General features: G+C 71.6%; 18 protein-coding genes and 2 pseudogenes. 9 read left to right on the plus strand and 11 right to left on the minus strand.

Going from position 1 to position 17,970, the window contains the following annotated elements:
- The first annotated feature begins 13 nt into the window (after positions 1 to 13).
- The gene (locus ACSP50_RS11560) at positions 14 to 1,513 is read left to right on the plus strand and encodes a PP2C family protein-serine/threonine phosphatase (RefSeq protein WP_014689368.1); all 1,500 of its coding nucleotides are present in this window, start codon (positions 14 to 16) and stop codon (positions 1,511 to 1,513) included.
- Here ACSP50_RS11560 and ACSP50_RS11565 read toward each other — a convergent pair.
- The 3 genes from ACSP50_RS11565 to glnII form a co-directional block, all read right to left on the minus strand.
- Positions 1,503 to 1,877, minus strand: coding sequence for an ATP-binding protein (locus tag ACSP50_RS11565; RefSeq protein WP_014689369.1), 375 nt, complete (start codon positions 1,875 to 1,877; stop codon positions 1,503 to 1,505). The genes ACSP50_RS11560 and ACSP50_RS11565 overlap by 11 nt on opposite strands.
- Positions 1,870 to 2,214 carry an STAS domain-containing protein gene (locus ACSP50_RS11570; protein ID WP_014689370.1) on the minus strand — a complete coding sequence of 115 codons (345 nt, stop codon included), beginning with the start codon at positions 2,212 to 2,214 and terminating at the stop codon, positions 1,870 to 1,872. The genes ACSP50_RS11565 and ACSP50_RS11570 overlap by 8 nt, the downstream gene beginning before the upstream one ends.
- Positions 2,215 to 2,356: 142 nt before the next feature.
- Positions 2,357 to 3,364, minus strand: a complete 1,008-nt coding sequence (glnII, locus tag ACSP50_RS11575; protein ID WP_014689371.1) for a glutamine synthetase — start codon at positions 3,362 to 3,364, stop codon at positions 2,357 to 2,359.
- A 288-nt stretch (positions 3,365 to 3,652) separates the two neighbouring features.
- Between glnII and ACSP50_RS11580 the strand changes: the two genes are divergently transcribed.
- On the plus strand, positions 3,653 to 4,528 hold the full coding sequence (locus ACSP50_RS11580) for a universal stress protein (protein ID WP_014689372.1): 876 nt from the start codon (positions 3,653 to 3,655) through the stop codon (positions 4,526 to 4,528).
- A gap of 1 nt (position 4,529) precedes the next feature.
- Here ACSP50_RS11580 and ACSP50_RS11585 read toward each other — a convergent pair whose 3' ends face one another.
- Together ACSP50_RS11585 and rho are read right to left on the minus strand one after the other, a co-directional pair.
- Entirely contained in the window at positions 4,530 to 5,411 is an 882-nt protein-coding gene (locus ACSP50_RS11585; RefSeq protein WP_014689373.1) for a helix-turn-helix transcriptional regulator, read from the minus strand.
- Positions 5,412 to 5,704: 293 nt separating this feature from the next.
- Positions 5,705 to 6,826, minus strand: a pseudogene (gene rho, locus ACSP50_RS11590) (transcription termination factor Rho); the annotation flags it as partial.
- A gap of 223 nt (positions 6,827 to 7,049) precedes the next feature.
- On the opposite strand from rho, the pseudogene ACSP50_RS43870 reads away from it, so the two are divergent.
- Positions 7,050 to 7,230, plus strand: a pseudogene (locus tag ACSP50_RS43870) (helix-turn-helix domain-containing protein); the annotation flags it as partial.
- A 140-nt stretch (positions 7,231 to 7,370) separates the two neighbouring features.
- On the opposite strand, the gene ACSP50_RS11600 reads toward ACSP50_RS43870, so the two are convergent.
- Positions 7,371 to 8,231, minus strand: a complete 861-nt coding sequence (locus ACSP50_RS11600; RefSeq protein ID WP_014689376.1) for a L,D-transpeptidase — start codon at positions 8,229 to 8,231, stop codon at positions 7,371 to 7,373.
- Between the two features lie 83 nt (positions 8,232 to 8,314).
- Between ACSP50_RS11600 and ACSP50_RS11605 the strand changes: the two genes are divergently transcribed.
- Positions 8,315 to 9,322: an LLM class flavin-dependent oxidoreductase gene (locus ACSP50_RS11605; RefSeq protein ID WP_014689377.1), complete on the plus strand. Its 1,008-nt coding sequence runs from the start codon at positions 8,315 to 8,317 to the stop codon at positions 9,320 to 9,322.
- Positions 9,323 to 9,360: 38 nt separating this feature from the next.
- On the plus strand, positions 9,361 to 10,014 hold the full coding sequence (locus tag ACSP50_RS11610) for a nucleoside/nucleotide kinase family protein (RefSeq protein WP_014689378.1): 654 nt from the start codon (positions 9,361 to 9,363) through the stop codon (positions 10,012 to 10,014).
- Here ACSP50_RS11610 and ACSP50_RS11615 read toward each other — a convergent pair.
- The gene (locus ACSP50_RS11615; protein WP_014689379.1) at positions 9,989 to 10,657 is read right to left on the minus strand and encodes a 2'-5' RNA ligase family protein; all 669 of its coding nucleotides are present in this window, start codon (positions 10,655 to 10,657) and stop codon (positions 9,989 to 9,991) included. The two genes, ACSP50_RS11610 and ACSP50_RS11615, sit on opposite strands and share 26 nt — an antisense overlap.
- A complete protein-coding gene (locus tag ACSP50_RS11620; RefSeq protein ID WP_014689380.1) occupies positions 10,654 to 11,346 on the minus strand; it encodes an HAD family hydrolase in 693 nt (230 codons plus the stop codon). The genes ACSP50_RS11615 and ACSP50_RS11620 overlap by 4 nt, the downstream gene beginning before the upstream one ends.
- Before the next feature lie 46 nt (positions 11,347 to 11,392).
- Between ACSP50_RS11620 and ACSP50_RS11625 the strand changes: the two genes are divergently transcribed.
- The gene (locus ACSP50_RS11625; protein ID WP_014689381.1) at positions 11,393 to 12,127 is read left to right on the plus strand and encodes a class I SAM-dependent methyltransferase; all 735 of its coding nucleotides are present in this window, start codon (positions 11,393 to 11,395) and stop codon (positions 12,125 to 12,127) included.
- A gap of 183 nt (positions 12,128 to 12,310) precedes the next feature.
- Here ACSP50_RS11625 and ACSP50_RS11630 read toward each other — a convergent pair whose 3' ends face one another.
- The 3 genes from ACSP50_RS11630 to ACSP50_RS11640 are packed head-to-tail and all read right to left on the minus strand — an operon-like array spanning position 12,311 to position 14,720.
- Positions 12,311 to 13,177, minus strand: coding sequence for a PfkB family carbohydrate kinase (locus tag ACSP50_RS11630; RefSeq protein WP_014689382.1), 867 nt, complete (start codon positions 13,175 to 13,177; stop codon positions 12,311 to 12,313).
- Positions 13,170 to 14,039 carry a hypothetical protein gene (locus ACSP50_RS11635; RefSeq protein WP_155123480.1) on the minus strand — a complete coding sequence of 290 codons (870 nt, stop codon included), beginning with the start codon at positions 14,037 to 14,039 and terminating at the stop codon, positions 13,170 to 13,172. Before ACSP50_RS11635 ends, ACSP50_RS11630 begins: the two co-directional genes overlap by 8 nt.
- 42 nt (positions 14,040 to 14,081) lie before the next feature.
- Complete coding sequence (locus ACSP50_RS11640; RefSeq protein WP_014689384.1) at positions 14,082 to 14,720, minus strand: TetR/AcrR family transcriptional regulator; 639 nt, start codon at positions 14,718 to 14,720, stop codon at positions 14,082 to 14,084.
- Between the two features lie 88 nt (positions 14,721 to 14,808).
- On the opposite strand from ACSP50_RS11640, the gene ACSP50_RS11645 reads away from it, so the two are divergent.
- Genes ACSP50_RS11645 through ACSP50_RS11655 form a run of 3 tightly spaced genes read left to right on the plus strand, consistent with a single transcriptional unit; the run spans position 14,809 to position 17,915 of the window.
- Entirely contained in the window at positions 14,809 to 15,957 is a 1,149-nt protein-coding gene (locus tag ACSP50_RS11645; RefSeq protein ID WP_014689385.1) for an acyl-CoA dehydrogenase family protein, read from the plus strand.
- A gap of 32 nt (positions 15,958 to 15,989) precedes the next feature.
- Complete coding sequence (gene fabG, locus ACSP50_RS11650; RefSeq protein ID WP_014689386.1) at positions 15,990 to 16,739, plus strand: 3-oxoacyl-ACP reductase FabG; 750 nt, start codon at positions 15,990 to 15,992, stop codon at positions 16,737 to 16,739.
- A gap of 18 nt (positions 16,740 to 16,757) precedes the next feature.
- Entirely contained in the window at positions 16,758 to 17,915 is a 1,158-nt protein-coding gene (locus ACSP50_RS11655) for an acyl-CoA dehydrogenase family protein (protein WP_014689387.1), read from the plus strand.
- Positions 17,916 to 17,970: the final 55 nt, after the last annotated feature.

Below are 17,970 nucleotides of genomic sequence, written 5' to 3' on the forward strand. Positions count from 1 at the left end.
GTAGGCTTCGGGGATGGCCGTCGACGACGTGGTCCGGGAACTCCTCGCCGCGATTCCGGCCGGCTGCACCTGGCTGGTCCCGGTCACCGGGCCGGACGGCGCGATCATCGACTTCCGGGTCGCCGCGACCAGTGACCAGATCCACGACATCTACGGCCGGGGCGCGCAACGCGTCGACGGCCTGCTCGCCGAGCTGTATCCGTCCATGGTGGACGGACCACTGTGGCGGCTCTACGTCGAGGTGCTGACCACCGGCACGCCCGCCACCATGGACGAGTTCCGGTTCGAGCAGTCGCGCCCCGGGGTGGTCGCCGACTCCCGCTTCGAGATCAGCGTGTACCCGGTCCTCGGCGGCCTGCTGGTCTGGTGGGCCCGGGTCGACGAGCACCGCCGCCGGCTGGAGAGCACCGAGCTGCTCGGCAGCCTCGGCTGGGCCGAGCACGAGCTGGCCACCGGCGGCAACGAGTGGTCCCCGGGGATGTACCGGATCTTCGAGCGGGACCCGGCCGACGGCCCGCTGTCCCGCGTCGAGCAGGCCGCCGCGATGCTGGCCGAGGACCGGGGGATCGCCGAGGCCGCCTGGCAGACCCTGGACGTCGGGGCCACCTCCGACGTGACCGTCCGGTTCCGGATCGGCGACCGCGTCAAACACCTGCGGATCCTCTCCGACCTGGCGCACGACGCGGCCGGCCGGCCGGTGAAGATCTACGCCGTGGTGCAGGACGTGACCGCCCGGGTCGCCTCCCGCACCGAGATCGAGCGGCTCAGCGACCAGGTCCGGGTCGGCGAGCTGACCGCGCTCGCCGAGCACCGGCTGGCCCGGCAGCTGCAGCAGATGATCCAGCCGGTGCCGGCCGGCCCGTTCCGGCTCGGCGACCTCGAAGCGATGGTCGGCTACCAACCGGCCGAGAGCGCGGTCCAGGTCGGCGGCGACTGGTACTGCGCGCAGACCCTGCCGGACGGCCGCGTCGTGCTCGCCGTCGGCGACGTCGCCGGACACGGCATGGAAGCCGCCAGCGGCATGGCCCACCTGCGGTTCGCCCTGGTCGGCTGGCTCTCGGTCGGCATCCGCGACCCCGGACTGCTGCTGCGGCACCTGAACCGGCTGTGCGCCCAGCTCGGCATCACCGGGACGGCGGTGGTCGGCGTCTACGACCCCGGCACCGGGCGGCTGCCCTGGGCACGCGCCGGGCACATGGCCCCGATGCTGGGCCGCGGCGGCCGCGCCGTCGACCTGGAACGCCCGCCCGGGCTGCTGCTGGGCGCCGAGGCGGACACCGAGTTCCCGGTCGCCGACGCCGAGCTGCGCCCGGGCGACCTGATCCTGTTCTACACCGACGGGCTGGTGGAACGCCGCGGCGACGCGACCCGGCGCACGACCGAGGTGCGAGACCGTCTCAGCGCGGTGTCCGCGGCGCCGGGTCCCGACCCGCTGCCGCACATTCACCGATTGCTGTACGCGCCGAGCGCCGACGACGACACCTGCACCCTCGCTGTGCTGGTCAGAGATTGAGACAGATCCGGACCATGGTGCCGCCCGGCACGGCGGTCGTGTAGACCGCGTCGCACACCCGCTCCACGATGGCCAGACCGCGGCCGCGGATCGCCTCCGCCGACGGCATCGTGCGGCCGAACGGGCGCGGGCCGCCGCCGTCCACCACGTCACAGACCAGCCGGCCGTCCTCGGCCCACACCCGGATGTGGCCGCCACCGCCGGTGTGCTGCAGCGTGTTCGTGGTCAGCTCGCTGACCGCGAGGGTGAGCAGCTCGATCCGGGCGGCCGGCAGGCCCAGCGCGCGGGCCCGCTCCGCGACGAAGACGCGGACGGTGCGCAGATCGTCCGGCTCGGTGTAGGACATGCTGTCGATGTCAGGCATGGCGACGCCCGTCCTCGGCGGTCGAACCCCCGGGCGCTTTCAGAAGCGCGTCCAGGCCGGTCATTTCCAGCACCGCGGCGACCGAGCCGGCGGCGCCGACGACATAGAGCCGGCCACCCCGCCCGCGAGCCGCGTGATGGGCGGTCACCAGGGCGTGCACCCCGGTCGAATCGAGGAAACCGACCCCCGAAACATCGACGAACACCTCGCCGGCGCGGGGCACCGCGTCGAGCAGCGCGGCGGTCAGCCGGTCGCGGGCCGCCAGGTCACAGTCACCGGCCAGGAACACGGTGACATGGTCCGGCGCGGCGGCTGTCCTCGCCTCGAAGCTCGCCATCGACCGCCGTACCTTTCCCTGCCCGGGGAAACCTGCCCGGCCCATCATGACACCCGCGGACGCCGGGGAGTATTCCAGGACCGGAAAGGAACACGCGCGGGCACCGGACGACCGGAGCCCGCGCGTCATCCCAGCCGGGCGATCAGGCCTGCGCCAGCGCCGCGCAGCAGGTGTCGATCAGCAGGCGGGTGACCACGTACGGGTCGACGTTCGCGTTCGGGCGGCGGTCCTCGAGGTAACCCTTGCCGTCCTTCTCCACCTGCCACGGGATGCGCACCGAGGCGCCCCGGTCGGACACGCCGTAGCTGTACTCCGTCCAGGGTGCGGTCTCGTGGAGGCCGGTCAGGCGGTGCTCGATGCCCGCGCCGTAACCGTCGACGTGCTCCTGGCGGCGCTTGCCCAGCGACTCGGCCGCGGTGATGATCGCGGCGTAGTTGTCGCGCATCGCGTTGGTGGAGAAGTTGGTGTGCGCCCCGGCGCCGTTCCAGTCACCCTTGACCGGCTTCGGGTCCAGGGTGGCGGAGATGCCGAAGTCCTCGGCGATGCGGTACAGCAGCCAGCGGGCCACCCACAGCTCGTCGGCCACCTGCGGGGCGGCCACCGGGCCGATCTGGAACTCCCACTGACCCGGCATCACCTCGGCGTTGATGCCGGACAGGTGCAGGCCGGCCGTGAGGCAGGCGTCCATGTGCGCCTCGACGATGTCCCGGCCGAACACCTCGTCCGCGCCGACACCGCAGTAGTAACCGCCCTGCGGGGCCGGGAAGCCGCCACCGGCCGGGAAGCCGAGCGGGCGGCCGTCCTTGAAGAACGTGTACTCCTGCTCGATGCCGAAGATCGGCTCCTGGTCGGCGTACTTCTCGGCGGACGCGACGCAGGCGGCGCGGGTGTTGGTCGGGTGCGGGGTGCCGTCGATCAGCTCGACCTCGCACAGCACGATGATGTTGTCGCCGCCGCGGATCGGGTCCGGACAGGTGAAGACCGGGCGGAGCACACAGTCCGACTTGTCACCGGGCGCCTGGTTGGTGCTGGAACCGTCGAAACCCCAGATCGGGGGCTCCGCACCGTCGGCCAGGATCCTGGTCTTGGACCGCAGCTTGGCGGTGGGCTGGGTTCCGTCGACCCACAGGTACTCGGCCTTGACAGCCATGGCATTCTCCTCAGACGAAAACGGCGCCGGATGGCAGTGCCGGACGACCCTGGCGCGGCGCGAGGAAAATACCGGTCGTAGATCAAATCCATGTTTCCGATCCCGGACAGCGGACGAGTGATCCCGGTAACCCGCCCGTCACCGATCTCTGCCGCGGCGCGACGGAGAAGTGCCGAAGGTGCTGTCCACATCGAAATCTTGAGTTAATAATGTGACGGGCCCCACAGTCTTGCCCGGACGGGGCCCAGCGGCGACGATCGGGACAGGAGCGCGGAAGGAGGCGGCGCCGTGCACACCCGCAGGATCGTCGTCGGCTACGACGGCTCGGTCGAGGCCCGCAAAGCGGCCCGCTGGGCGCTGGACGAGGCCGAACGCGGCGGCGTGCCGGTCGAGCTGGTCTACGCGTACGAGTGGCCCAGCTACGTGCCGGCCGCGGCGATGATGCCGGCCGCCGCGGTCTACCCCGACCTCGACACCGACCTGGCCGTCGCGGACATGCTCGGGCGGGCGGTGGACGCCGCGACGAGCAGTCACCCCGGGGTCCCGGTGCGCGCCCGGGTCGAGCACGCCACCGCGGCGGTCGCCCTGATCCAGCGCGCGGCCGAGGCGTCCCTGGTGGTACTCGGCGGCCGGCGGCCGACCGGGGTGCGGGCCTGGCTGGGCTCGACCAGCGGGTCGGTCAGCGCGCACGCCCGCTGCCCGGTCGTGGTGGTCCGCGGCGAGCCGCGGGAGACCGACCCGGTGGTGGCCGGGGTCGACGACTCGGAGGCGGCCGGTCCGGTGCTCGGCTTCGCCTTCGAGCAGGCGGTGGTGCGCGGGGTGCCGGTCCGGGCGGTGCACGGCTGGTCCCCGCCGGACGGGCGCGACCTGCTGTGCGACACCAACCTGCGGGCCATCGCCGACGAGCGGGGCCGGCTGGAGGCGATGGTCGAGTGCTGGCGCCGGCGGTATCCACGGGTGCCGGTCAGCGCCGAAGTGGTGGTCGGGTCGCCGGGTGAGGTGCTGGCGCAGGCCGCGGCGGGCGCGCAGCTGGTGGTGGCCGGGGCGCGGGCGCGGCGGGCGCTGCGGGTGGCGCTGCGGCCCTCGGTGGGACGGCACCTGCTGCACCGGGCCCGCTGCAGCGTGGCTCTGGTGACCCGGAGCCGCGCGGTGATCCGCTTCTGACTCAGATCTTCCCGGTGTCCAGCTCGCGCAGGATGCGGGTGAGGATCTCCGGGGTCTCGGCGGGCGGCTCGGCCTCGATGAACAGGCGGCCGATCGCGGCCGCGTAGTGGTCGACCTCGTCCCGCCGGTCCAGATAGAGGGCGCTGGTCAGGTGCTCGATGTAGACCACGTCGGGCAGCTCCTCGTGCGGGAAGCGCAGAATGCTGAACGCGCCGCCGGCCGCCGCGTGCCCGCCCGACTCGAACGGCACCACCTGCAGCCGCACGTTCGGCGAGCGGCAGGTCTCGATCAGCGTGGCGATCTGCTCCCGCAGCACCGCCCGGCCGCCGATCGGGCGGCGCAGCACCGCCTCGTCGAGAACCGCCCACAGGCGCGGCCCGTCCGGCCGACGCAACACCTTCTGCCGTTGCATCCGGAGGCTGGCGCGGCGCTCGACCGTGCTGCTGTCGGCATGGCCGTGACCGAGACGGATCACCGCCCGGGCGTACGCGTCGGTCTGCAGCAGCCCCGGCACGAACTGCACCTCGTACGTCCGGATCAGCTCGGCCGCCTGCTCCAGGTCCAGATAGTTCTGGAACCAGGTGTCCAGCACGTCGGCGTAGGAATGCCACCAGCTCGGCGCGCTCGCCTCCCGGGCCAACGCGACCAGGCGCTCGTGCTCGCTCCGGTCGGTCACGCCGTACAGCTTGAGCAGGTCGACGATGTCACGTTCCTTGAACCCGACCCGGCCCAGCTCCATCCGGCTGATCTTGGACTCGGAGGCGCGGATGACATATCCGGCCTTCTCCCGGCTCAGCCCACCGGCCAGGCGCAACGCGCGCAGGTGCGCCCCGACCTGCAGCCGTCGCACGGTCGACCCGCCGATGTCGTGTTCCTCCGCCAAGGATCCAACCTCCCTGGACAGGAGCCTAGTTCCCCGGACCGCAGCCGCGGCAATCCGCTTTTCGTCCTCATGAGATCGCTGCCGTCGCGGCCCGGGCAGGGAGCGGGCGGCGCACCCGGGCAGGGAGCAGGCGGCGCGGCTTTGCCGCTGCCGGTGCGGTCCCGACGGGAGGCGGGCGGCGCGGCTTTACCGCTGCCGGTGCGGTCTCGACGGGAGGCGGGCGGCGCCGCTTTGCCGCTGCCGGTGGGGTCCCGACGGAGGCGGGCGATGCGGCTTTGTCGCTGCCGGTGCGGTCAGGACAGGGAGTGTGCGACGCGGCGCAGCAGATCGGTGTTGGTGGGGGTGGTGCCGAGCTGGGTGAGCAGCTGCTGCATGGTGTCGCGACGGTCGGCGCCGGTGAGGGCCCGGCGCAGCTGGCCGAGGACGGTCAGCTCGGCGGGGGACACCAGCAGCTCGTCGTGCCGGGTGCCGGAGCCGGCCACGTCGATGGCGGGGAAGACGCGGGATTCGGCGAGGGTGCGGTCCAGTTTCAGCTCAGCGTTGCCGGTGCCCTTGTACTCCTCGAAGAGGAAGGTGTCGAGGGTGGAGCCGTTCTCCACCAGGGCGGTGGCGATGATCGTGAGGGAGCCGCCGCCTTCGATGTTACGGGCGGCGCCGAGCAGGCGTTTCGGAGGCTGCAGGGCGGTGCTGTCCAGGCCACCGGAGAGGGTGCGTCCGCGGCCGGCCGGGGCGGTCAGATTATAGGCGCGGCCCAGGCGGGTGATCGAATCGAGCAGGACGACGACGTCCTCGCCGAGTTCGGCCAGCCGTTTCGCGCGTTCGACGGCCAGCTCGGCGACGGCGGTGTGGTGCTGTGGCGGACGGTCGAAGGTGGCCGCGCAAATCTCCGCCTTGGTGGTGCGCTGCCAGTCGGTGACCTCCTCCGGGCGTTCGTCGACCAGCACCGCCATCAGGTGGCATTCCGGGTGGTTGCGGGTGATCGCGTTGGCGATCTGGTGCAGGATCGTGGTCTTGCCGGCCTTGGGCGGCGCGACGATCAGGGCGCGCTGGCCTTTGCCGATCGGCATCACCAGGTCGATCACCCGGGTCGCGAGCACCTCCCGGTCGGTTTCCAGGCGCAGCCGCTGCTGCGGGTAGAGGGCGGTCAGCTGGTAGAAGTCGGGGCGGGCGCCGGGCGGGCGGCCGTTGACGGCGGTGAGCTGCAGGGTGACCGGTTTGCCGGGGCGGCTGATCCGGGCGAAGCCGGTGACCCGGTCGCCGCGGCGCAGGCCGAGCCGGCGCAGGTCGGGCACGGCGACCGGCAGGTCGGACGGGCCGGGCAGGTAGCCGTCGGCGCGTAGCCAGCCACGGTCGTCGGTGATGTCGAGGATGGCGTCGACGGCGACGGTCTCGTCGGTCGCCACGGGTGGTTTCCGGGTACGAAGATCTGTCATGGAAAAACTCCTAGCCGGGCATCGAAGCCGCGGTGGGTGAGAAGCAGAAGCCTGAGGAAAGCCAGCGTGCGCATGACGCTGGGAGGAGAAACAAAAACCCGGGCGGGGAATGCCACCGGCATCCGGGATGGGCCCACGGTAGCACCGATCGGCGATGCGGCCCAGTAGGGCAGGATGGACGTCACACATCGGGGAGGGGACGGGCATGCCACTGCTGCGCCGGGTCATCGGGGAAGTGCTGCGCCGCGTGCGCCAGCGTCAGGGCCGCACGCTCAAGGAGGTCGCCACCGCGGCCGGGGTCTCGCTGCCGTATCTGTCCGAGGTCGAGCGCGGCACCAAGGAGGCCTCCTCGGAGGTGCTGGCCGCGATCTGCCGCGCCCTGAACCTGCCGATGCCCGACCTGCTGGTGCTGGTTCGGGAACAGATGCTGCGTCCGGCCGGCCGCTACGAGGTCGCGCCGGTGCACGACCAGGTGCGACGCGGCCCGACCTGCTCGGTCAGCGGCCGGCGCCCGCGCCGCGACAGGCTAGGACAGCACCGTCAGGGTCGTTCCCGGCGGAATCTCGTCGAGCAGCTTCTGCTGGGCGGCCTTCGGCATCCGCAGGCAGCCGTTCGACACGCTGTGGCCGAATGCTGACTTGTTGTACCAGGCGTGGATGCCGGTGTGCGCCAGCTGGAACACCGCGGCCATCTTCTCCGGCTGCTCCGGCACCGAGCCGAGCACCAGCGCGCCCATGTTGAGGTAGATGTCGCCCTTCAACGGGGTCGTGCCCATCACGTAGGTGCGCCCGACCGGGGTCGGGGTCGCCTTCGACCCGGTCGCCACCGTCCAGCGCTGCTGCTCCTGGCCGTCGCGCAGCCAGATCAACGCGTGCTCGGAGAGCTGGGCGACCAGCTGGTCGCGCAGCGTGACGGTCTCGCCGGAGCCCACCGGCACCCAGCCGATCCGCCGGTTGACCGACGGGACCAGCACGGCCACCCAACCGTCGCGCTGCTCGACGATCGGGACGACGGTGCGCAACCCGCTGATGTCGGGCGGGAGGTAGGCGCGCGGCTTGCCGCCCGGTGCGTCGTACAGCGCGATCCTGGTGGTGGGGTGCAGGGCCCGGGTCGGTGCGACGGTCGAGTTCTGCTCCGGGTCGGCGGGCAGCCCGGACGGGCCGGACGCGTACTCGATCACCGGGAGGCCGGCCGGCGGCTTCGCGGCGGGCAGCGGTTTCGCCGAGGCGGTGGGCGAGGGCCGGAGCGCCGCGGCGGCGGGCGCGACCCACTGCCCGGCGACCGGATCGGGGGCGCGGTCGTGGGCGACAGCGACGGCCGCACCGGCGGCGAGCACCGCGGCGGCGGCCGCCGCGATCAGGTAGGCACGGGTCCGGGGGCGGGACATCGACCCAGACTAGCCACCCGTCGCGAAACATGAAGGATCTTGTGAACGGCGAGTGGTTCACATCTCCGGGATAGGGTGCTGACATGCTGCGCAAGCTGGGTTTCCTCACCATCGGGCTGTTCGACGAGGTGGATCCGCGCCGGGGTCACGAGTCGACCCTGGAGATCATCGAGCTGGGCGAGCGGCTCGGCTTCGACAGCGCCTGGCTGCGCCACCGGCACCTGCAGTTCGGCATCTCGTCGCCGGTCGCGGTGTTGGCCGCCGCCTCGCAGCGGACCAGCCGGATCGACCTGGGCACCGCGGTCATCCCGCTCGGCTGGGAGAACCCGCTGCGCCTCGCCGAGGATCTGGCCACCGTCGACCTGCTCTCCGGGGGCCGGCTCCATCCGGGCATCAGCGTCGGCCCGCCGATGAACTACGACCGGGTCAAGGACGCGCTCTATCCCGACACGGCCGCCGCCGAGGACTTCAGCTATTCCCGGGTCGAGAGACTGCTGGCTTTCGTCCGCGGTGAGCAGGCGACCGACCTGCGCGGAGCGATCGGGTTCGAGCAGTTCTCCGACCGGGTCCAGCCGCACTCACCCGGGCTCGCGTCCCGGATGTGGTACGGCGGCGGCAGCCTGCGCTCCGCGCGGTGGGCCGGCGAGCACGGGATCAACTTCCTGACCAGCAGCGTCGTCAAGGCCGAGGAGTCGGAGGACTTCGCCGAGATCCAGCTGTCGCACGTGCGCGCCTTCCGGGCCGCCCACCCGGACGGCGATCGCGCCCGGGTCTCGCAGGGCCTGGTGGTGATCCCCACCGACTCGGCCACCGCCGAGCAGCGCGCCCGGTATGCCGCGTACGCCGAGCAGCGCACCCCGCGGACGACGACCCCGCAGGGCCCGGCCCGGATGATGTTCGCGCCCGACATCGTCGGCACCTCCGCCGAGATCGCCGAGCGGCTCGAGGCGCACGCCGCGTTCCGGGAGATCGACGAGGTGGCGTTCGCGCTGCCGTTCACCTTCGGGCACGACGACTACGTGCAGATCCTCACCGACATGGCGGAGCGGCTCGGCCCGGCCCTGGGCTGGAAACCGGCGTCCGCGGGTTAGCCTGTCAGGGACCGTCCGTTCGCGCTGGAAGGTGCCGCATGGCCGACGTGGTTCGGGACCGGGAGCAGCTGTTCGCGCGCGTCGTCCCACTGCTCGGGTCGGGCAGACGGGTGCTGATCGGGATCGCCGGCCCGCCCGGCGCCGGCAAGAGCACCCTGGCCGCCTGGTTGCAGGCGCGGGTCACCGAGCGGTTCGGCGCCGATCCGCTGCTGGTCGCGCAGGTGCCGATGGACGGGTTCCACCTGAGCAACGCGGTACTCGCCGAGCGCGGCCTGCGGGATCGCAAGGGCGCGCCGGAAACCTTCGACCGGGACGGTTTCGCCGACCTGCTGTGCCGGGCGCGCGACGCGCAGGACGAGATCGGCGCCCCGGCGTACAGCCGCGAGCTGCACGAGCCGGTGCCGGACGCGCACCGGATCCCGGCCTCGGTCCGGCTGATCATCAGCGAGGGCAACTACCTGCTGCTGCCCGATGACGGCTGGGACCGGGTCGGCGAGTGCCTCGACGAGATCTGGTATCTCGACGTGCCCTGGGAGGTGACCCGGCAGCGTCTCGTCGACCGCCAGGTGGCCGGCGGGCGCACCCCGGAGGCGGCCGCGGCCTGGGTCGACGGCAACGACAAACGCAACACCGGCCTGGTCGTCGCGGCGGCCGGCCGGGCCGCGGTCATCGTCTCGCCGGCCCGGCGCTGAGCGGCACCGCGCCGACCACATCCCATTTCCAGAGGCGGTCGTCCCGGTTGAGCCGGACCAACCGCAATTCGCGCGCGGTCAGCGTGACCCGGCGGTCGGGCAGCGCGCGCAGCGCCTCGGCGATCGGCGCGGCCGGCACCACGGCGTTGACGTAACCGATCGAGACGTGCGGCCAGAAGTGGTCGTCGGCGCCGGTGAGCGTGCCGACGATCGGCTCGGTGACCCGGCGCAGCCGCAGCCGGTGCTGCTGGATCGGCTCCCACGGGCTGACCCGCAGCACCACCGACTCCGGGTTCGGGTCGGCCGGACCGAAGGTGAGCTCCAGCGGCGCCAGGCCGAGCCGGCCGGCCGCGGCCAGCAGGGCCCGCGCCTGCCCGGCGGTGACCTCGTCGGTGAAGCCGACCTGCTGCAGGCTGACGTGCAGGTGCACGGCCGGGTCCAGGCACTCCAGGCGCAGCTCGGCCAGCAGGTCCGCGGCCAGCGCGGCGAGCTCCGCGGCGCCGGTCAGATCCAGATACCACCAGTACGACCACCGGCCCGGCCGCCAGCCGCCCCGCCAGTCCCAGTGCACCCGGGTGGTGCCCAGGCCGGTGAACTGACGCCAGCGGAACGCGGTCTCCTCGGGCAGGCTGCGCGTGGTCATCCTCGTTCCTCCAGGAGTTCCCGGGTCACCTCGTAGAGCTCGGCGGCCGAACAGAGGGCGTCCGGGCGGGCGATCGCGCGCAGGCCGGCGCCGCGTTCCAGGTCGGCGGTGCGGGCGCGTAGCCGGACGACCGGGATCCCGGCGCGCCGGGCGCACAGCACGTCGGTGGTCCGGTCGCCGACCAGCACGGCCGGGGCGCCGGTCAGCACGGCGTGCACCGCCTGCGGATGGGGTTTGCGGGGAATGCGTACCCCGTCGCAAATGACCACCCGCTCAGCCGGTGCCAGATCACCCAGACCGCACCGCTCGATCTTGGTGCGCTGCACGGCGTCGTCCCCGTTCGAGACGATCGCCAGATCATGCCCGCCGACGTCGCGCAGGCGGCGTGCGGCGGCCACCACCCGCGGCCGGGCGGTGATCCGCGCCAGCGCGGCAGCCTGATAGCCGGCGGCGAGTTCCCGCAGGTCGAGGTCGGGCGGCAAACGGGTGCCGAGCAGCGCGGCCACCACCGACAGGAGATCATCGAACTGCTGGTCCGGATAGAGCAGGGTGACCCGCCGCCAGATCGGCAGCACCCGGTCGGCGGCGCCGGGGAAGACCCGGTCCGCCACCAGCCGGCGGGCGGCCCGGGTGGCGGCCGCGGTGCGCAGCAGGGTGTCGTCCAGATCGAGGATGACGAGGCCGCCCATAGCCGACAGGATATGCAATAACTTCGATCTCCGACGGGGGGCTGCCATGGCGCGGATCGACTTCGAGGGCCCGGTCGCGGCGGTGTACGAATCGGGTCGCGGCGCGCCGGACGGCGGCCTGGACGGGTGGCGGACGGCGCTCGCCGCGCACCTGCCGGTGGCCGCCCCGGTGCTGGACCTGGGTGCCGGCACCGGGCTGTACGCGCGGCTGCTGCACACCTGGTTCGGGGTGCGGGTGGTGGCCGTGGAGCCGGCCTTCGCGATGCTGCGGCAGGCCGCGCCGCCCGCGCACCGGGCGGTGGGGCGAGCCGAGCGGATCCCCCTCGCGAGCGGGTGCTGCGGTGCGGCCTGGCTGTCCACGATGATCCACCACGTGGGGGACCTGCCGGCGGCGGCGCGGGAGCTGCGCCGGGTGCTGCTGCCGGAGGCGCCGGTGCTGATCCGCAGTGCCTTCCCCGGCGATCAGGAGCGGATCGCGCTGTACCGGTTCTTCCCGACGGCGGGAGCGGTGCTGGACACCTTCCCGACGGTGGCGCAGGTCCGGGCGGCTTTCGAGACGGCCGGCTACGCACTGCGGGAGCAGCGCCGGGTCCGGCAGATCAACGCGGCGACCCTGGAGGACTATTACGAGAAGGTCCGGCATCGCGCCAACACCACCCTGCACGCCATCCCGGATGCCGAATTCGCCGCCGGGCTGCGGGCGCTGCGGGCGGCGGCGGACTCCGGGGTCCGCGAGCCGGCGGTCTCCGAACTGACCCTGCTCGTGCTGTCCCCGCGGTGATCAGGCGCGGGTGATCCATTCGGTCCGGTCGCGTTTCTCCGTTACCGACAGCGGATGTGGAAGGGTGCGGCGATTGATCTGGACGCGCCAGCGGCCAAATCGCCGCGCCCGGTGCGGCGGGAGCGGCGATCAGTTATCGGCCGCAGCGCACGACATCTGTATGAAGAATTTGATCCTGATTCTTCAGGACATCCAGGCACGCGTGCCGAAAGAGCCGCACGACCTGCTGGCCACCGCCGCCGCCTCGTCGAGCGCCTCGGCGAATGTCGCGTCGGTGAGTGGCCAGCGGCGCGCGACCGCGAGGGTGAGCGCGCCGTGCAGGACGTCGCCGGCGCCGAGTGTGTCGATCACCGGTGTCGCCGGGACCGGCTGCTCGGTGAAGCCGCCGCCGGTCCAGCGGAGCAGCGGCCGGTCGCCGCGGCTGATGGCGATCCAGCGGACGCCGGCGTCGGCGAGGAAGGCGGCGACGTCGTGCGGGGTGCTGATCCCGGGCGGTCGGAAGTCGGCGGAGCAGACCACCACGTCGAGCAGCGGGAGCAGCCGCGGGGTGACCGGTTTCCAGCTGCCGGCGTCGATGAGGGTCGGGATGCCCCGGCGCCGCGCCTCGGTCAGGACCGCGGTGGCCAGCTCCGGATAGTGGCCGTCGACTTGCACTGCTCTCATGCCGTCGACGAGGGCGGCGAGGTGCGGGACGGTGACCGAGCGGGCCGCGCCGTTGGTGGAGACGACGGCCCGGTTGCCGGTGCCGGCGCTGACGACGATGCTGGAGACGCTGGGGGCGCCGGGATCGGTATCGGTCAGGTCGATGAGGCGGACACCGAGGGCGGAGAGGTCGGCGTGGATACCGGCGGCGAGGGGGTGGCGGCCGACGGCGGTCAGCAGGACCGGATCACCGCCGAGGTGGGCGACGGTGGCGGCCGCGTTGGTGGCCGGGCCGCCGGCGGCGACGGTCTGGGTGAGCGCGGTGACCTTCTCGTTGTCGGCCGGGTACTTCTCGACGAGTTGCAGGATGTCGAGCGTGCACAGCCCGGCCAGCAGGACCTCAGTCATCCAGGCAGATCTCCTCGAGATGCGGTGCGTGGTCGGTGTAGACGCCGGTGGAGAGGACCGCGATGAAATTCTTGTCGCGGGGCACGCTGCCGGCCAGCTGGCGCCAGTGCTGGGACAGATACCACCCGGTGGCGGTGGTGCCGACCGGACCGAGGCCGGCGACCAGCAGCCAGCGACGTTCCGGGAACTCCTCCGGGTTCGGAGCGTAGCGGAGGATGATGCCGTACTGCTTGCGCTTGGTGGAGCGGTACTCCGAACCGTTGCGCAGCCGGATGAATTCGGAGCCGACCTCGTCCTCGATGATGGTGAACAGCGGGTCGGCGTGCTCGTTGGCGTACAGGTGCGTGCAGTCGTTGCTGGACAGGCCGAAACTGACGAAGCTGCGCGCGCAGTCGTCGACGATCGCGGTGTCGACCGTGATCATCACCGGGCAGGTGTTGCGGGCCTCGAAAGCGGACGAGACGTAGAGCAGCGACTGGATGTCGTTGGCGGCGACCACCCGCGGGATGTCGATCCGGTGCACGGTCAACTCGACGAACCGGGAGTGCGGACGCTGGAACAGCATCTGCTGGTTGTGGTCGTTCAGGGTGGCCCGGACGTCGTCGTGCATGACGAAGTCGGGATAGCAGAGCAGCGTTTCCCGGCGGACCAGCTCGGCGCCGAAGAAATGCACGCGGGCGCGGTCGGCGAGCCTGTTCTGCAGGGTGACGAACATGTCCAGGATGGTGGCGAAGATGAACGAGGTGGCCACCCCGACGAGCATGTCCTGCACCGGGGCGTGGGCGTGGAAGGCCGCCACGAACAGGCCGGCGGACAGCGCGAGCCCGGCCAGGTCGAGCCAGAGCCGCTGACTTTTGAACACCCGCCGGATCCCCATCGTTTCCACGATGCAGGAAAACGGTGATCAATGCACCGGCGGTGTCGCCGATCGGGCGAGGCGGGCGGCAAGTCCGTCCACAAAGGTGAGGAGCGCGAACTCGAAACTGTCCCGGTCGACGGCGTCGGCGTGCTCGCGGAGCCGGTGCGCGTCGCCGAGTGCCGGATAGCGGTCCAGGTAGACCTGCACGTCGTCGACGAAGCCGCGGGAGAACGAGCCCATCGCGGCGCCGACCACCAGATATTTCGTCGAGGCGCCGATCATCGTGGCGTCCCGGGCCGGCCAGCCGGCCGCGACCAGGCCACCGTGGATGGCGTCGGCCCGGCGTAGCGAGGCGTCGCGCTGGCCGGGGCCGTGTGCCAGGAACGGCACGATGTTCGGGTGCCCGGCGAGTGCCGCCCGGTAGGACCGGGCCCAGCCGAGCAGCCCGTCGCGCCAGCCGGCGGCGAACCCGGAGACGTCCACCTGCTCCATGATCTCGCTGGCCACGTCGTCGAGCAGTTGCTCCTTGGTGGGGTAGTGGAAGTAGAGCGCGGGGGCGCTGACCCCGAGGGCGGTGGCCAGCTTGCGCATGCTGAGCCCGTCCAGCCCGTCCTGGTCGATGATCTCCAGCGCGGCGGCCCGGATCCCGGCCTTGCTGAGCAGCGGGGTGGTCGGCCGCGGCATGGGTTGCTCTCCTGACCGTTGTGATGCCTAACGCTGTTAAGTTAACATGGCCGGGGAAACCTGACAGCGTTCAATTTAGGAGCGGGCCGTGGACCTCACCCTCTCGGCGGAACAGCAACAGCTGCGCGACCTCGCCCGGGACTGGGTGGAGCGCGAGGTCGTGCCGCACGCCACCGAGTGGGATCGCGCCGAGCAGGTCGACCCGAAGATCGTCGGCAAGCTCGCCGAGCTGGGCTTTCTCGGCCTGGGAATCAGTGAGGCGCACGGCGGGTCGGGCGGTGACTTCCTCGACTACGCGATCGTGATGGAGGAGTTGGGCCGGGGTGACACCGCGGTGCGCGGCATCGTCTCGGTCACCCTCGGCCTGGTCGCCAAGACCATTCAGGCGTACGGGACGGACGAGCAGCGGGCGCACTGGCTGCCCCGGTTCTGCTCCGGCGAGACGCTGGGCTGCTTCGCGCTGACCGAGCCGGGCACCGGGTCCGACGCCGGCAACCTGGTCACCCGGGCGGTTCGCGACGGCGACGACTGGCTGATCAGCGGCGAGAAGATCTTCATCACCAACGGTACGTGGGCCGGGGTGGCCCTGGTCTTCGCCCGCACCGGCGGTCCCGGCCCGAAGGGCGTCTCGGCGTTCCTGGTGCCGACCGACCGCGCGGGCCTCACCCGCCGGGAGATCAAGGGCAAGCTGGGGCTGCGCGGGCAGGCCACCGCCGAGCTCAGCTTCGAGCAGGTCCGGGTCGCCGACGCGGAGCGCCTCGGCGACCTCGGTGCGGGCTTCAAGATCGCGATGTCGGCGCTGGACAAGGGACGGATCGCGGTCGCCTCCGGCTGCGTCGGGCTGTCCCGGGCCTGTCTGGAGGCCGCGGTGGCCTACGCCGGGGAGCGCACCCAGTTCGCCAAGCCGATCGCGTCGTACCAACTCGTCCAGGAGATGCTCGCGGACATCGCGGTGGAGACCGAGGCGGCCCGGCTGCTCGTCTGGCGCGCCGCCGACCTGGTCGACCGGCGCCAGCCGTTCGGCACCGCCGCGTCGATGGCCAAACTGTTCGCCAGCGAGGCCGCGGTCAAGGCCGCCAATCAGGCGATCCAGGTGTTCGGCGGATATGGATACATCGACGAGTTCCCGGTCGGCAAGTTCATGCGCGATGCCCGGGTGCAGACCCTCTACGAGGGCACCAGTCAGATCCAGAAGCTGCTCATCGGCCGGGCGCTGACCGGAATCAGCGCGTTCTAGGCAGTGCTTCCTCACCCCAAAGGAGTTTCTGAATGAGCCGGGTAGCCATCGTCACCGGGGCCGCGCGCGGCATCGGCGCGGCCACCGCACTGCAATTCGCGACCGAGGGCGCGGCCGTCGCCGTGCTCGACCTCGACGAGGACGACTGCGCCGACGTCGTCGGCCGGATCAGAGCGGCGGGCGGCACCGCGGTCGCCCACGGCTGCGATGTGGCCGACGAGGCCCAGGTCGACGCCGTGATCGACAAGGTCGCCGCCGAGCTCGGCGGGGTGCACGTGCTGGTCAACAACGCCGGCGTGACCCGGGACAACCTGCTGCACAAGATGCCCGCGTCCGACTGGGACATGGTGATGAACGTGCACCTGCGCGGCGCGTTCCTGTGCAGCCGGGCCGCCCAGCGGCACATGGTCCCGCAGCGCACCGGCAAGATCGTCAACACGTCCAGCGTGTCCGCGCTGGGCAACCGGGGCCAGGCCAACTACGCCGCGGCCAAGGCCGGCATCCAGGGCTTCACCCGCACCCTGGCGATGGAGCTCGGCCCGTTCGGGATCAACGTCAACGCGGTCGCGCCCGGCTTCATCGTCACCGAGATGACGGACGCCACCGCCGCTCGGATCGGCGTCTCGGCTGCCGATATGCAAGCCAAGGCAGCCGAGATCACGCCGCTGCGCCGGGTCGGGCAGCCGGAGGACATCGCCCGGGTGGTCGCCTTCCTGGCCAGTGACGCCGCCTCCTTCGTCACCGGACAGACCATTTACGTCGACGGCGGACGCCGTCTCTAAACACTGAGGGATTCTTCGATGCGTCGCACGATTTTCAACGAGGACCACGAGGCCTTCCGGCAGACGCTGCGGGAATTCCTGCAGGCCGAGGTGGTGCCGAATTACGACGAGTGGCTGCACAACGGCGAGGTGCCCCGCGAGTTCTACAAGAAGCTCGCCGAACTCGGTCTGTTCGGCATCGAGGTGCCCGAGGAGTTCGGCGGCGCCGGCATCGACTCGTTCAAATTCGCCGCGGTGCAGTACGAGGAGACCGCCCGGGCCGGCGTCTCGTTCGGCGGCTCCGGCGTGCACGTCGCTCTCTGCCTGCCGTATCTGCTGAACCTGGCCACCCCCGAGCAGAAGCAGCGGTGGCTGCCGTCCTTCGTCAGCGGCGACATGATGTTCGCGATCGCGATGACCGAGCCCGGCACCGGCTCCGACCTGGCCGGCATGTCCACCACCGCGAAACTCACCGAGGACGGCAGACACTACGTCCTGAACGGCGCGAAAACCTTCATCACCGGCGGTGTTCTCGCCGACCGCGTCATCGTCTGCGCCCGCACCTCCCCGCCGAAACCCGACGACCGCCGCTTCGGCATCTCGCTGCTCGTTGTCGACACGAAACTGCCCGGCTACTCGGTCGGCCGCAAACTCGACAAGCTGGGCCTGAAGACGTCCGACACCGCGGAATTGGCGTTCCAGGACGTCCTCGTGCCGGTCGAGGATCTGCTGGGCGAGGAGAACAAGGGCTTCTCGTACCTGGGGCAGAACCTGCCGCAGGAGCGGCTCGGCATCGCCTACGGCGCGTACGCGCAGGCGGCGGCCGCGGTCGAATTCGCCAAGAAGTACACGCAGGAACGCAAGGTGTTCGGCCAGACGGTGTCGTCGTTCCAGAACACCAAGTTCGAACTGGCCGCCTGTCAGGCCGAGGTGGACGCGGCTCAGGCCGTGGCCGATCGGGCGCTGGAGGCCCTCGACGCCGGGGAACTGACGGCGGCCGAAGCGGCCTCGGCGAAACTGTTCTGCACCGAGGTGGCGCATCGGGTGATCGACCGGTGCCTGCAGTTGCACGGCGGATACGGGTTCATCAACGAGTATCCGATCGCGCGGCTCTATGCCGACAACCGGGTGAACCGGATCTACGGCGGCACCTCCGAGGTGATGAAGATGATCATCGCGAAGGACATGGGTCTGTAGGTCGCCGTCCGCGAACGCCGAGGAAGGGGCTCCTGAAGAGGGGCCCCTTTTCCGG

It is taken from the genome of Actinoplanes sp. SE50/110, assembly GCF_900119315.1.
GTDB lineage: Bacteria > Actinomycetota > Actinomycetes > Mycobacteriales > Micromonosporaceae > Actinoplanes.

Bases quoted from the DNA above. Each gene is read 5' to 3' on its own strand.
- ACSP50_RS11610 (WP_014689378.1), top strand. From the start codon at position 9,361: ATGGCCGACGTGGTTCGGGACCGGGAGCAGCTGTTCGCGCGCGTCGTC.
- ACSP50_RS11640 (WP_014689384.1), bottom strand. From the start codon at position 14,720: ATGCCGCGGCCGACCACCCCGCTGCTCAGCAAGGCCGGGATCCGGGCC.
- glnII (WP_014689371.1), bottom strand. From the start codon at position 3,364: ATGGCTGTCAAGGCCGAGTACCTGTGGGTCGACGGAACCCAGCCCACC.
- ACSP50_RS11605 (WP_014689377.1), top strand. From the start codon at position 8,315: ATGCTGCGCAAGCTGGGTTTCCTCACCATCGGGCTGTTCGACGAGGTG.
- ACSP50_RS11625 (WP_014689381.1), top strand. From the start codon at position 11,393: ATGGCGCGGATCGACTTCGAGGGCCCGGTCGCGGCGGTGTACGAATCG.
- ACSP50_RS11655 (WP_014689387.1), top strand. From the start codon at position 16,758: ATGCGTCGCACGATTTTCAACGAGGACCACGAGGCCTTCCGGCAGACG.
- ACSP50_RS11570 (WP_014689370.1), bottom strand. From the start codon at position 2,214: ATGGCGAGCTTCGAGGCGAGGACAGCCGCCGCGCCGGACCATGTCACC.
- ACSP50_RS11615 (WP_014689379.1), bottom strand. From the start codon at position 10,657: ATGACCACGCGCAGCCTGCCCGAGGAGACCGCGTTCCGCTGGCGTCAG.
- fabG (WP_014689386.1), top strand. From the start codon at position 15,990: ATGAGCCGGGTAGCCATCGTCACCGGGGCCGCGCGCGGCATCGGCGCG.
- ACSP50_RS11565 (WP_014689369.1), bottom strand. From the start codon at position 1,877: ATGCCTGACATCGACAGCATGTCCTACACCGAGCCGGACGATCTGCGC.
- ACSP50_RS11630 (WP_014689382.1), bottom strand. From the start codon at position 13,177: ATGACTGAGGTCCTGCTGGCCGGGCTGTGCACGCTCGACATCCTGCAA.
- ACSP50_RS11600 (WP_014689376.1), bottom strand. From the start codon at position 8,231: ATGTCCCGCCCCCGGACCCGTGCCTACCTGATCGCGGCGGCCGCCGCC.
- ACSP50_RS11620 (WP_014689380.1), bottom strand. From the start codon at position 11,346: ATGGGCGGCCTCGTCATCCTCGATCTGGACGACACCCTGCTGCGCACC.
- ACSP50_RS11560 (WP_014689368.1), top strand. From the start codon at position 14: ATGGCCGTCGACGACGTGGTCCGGGAACTCCTCGCCGCGATTCCGGCC.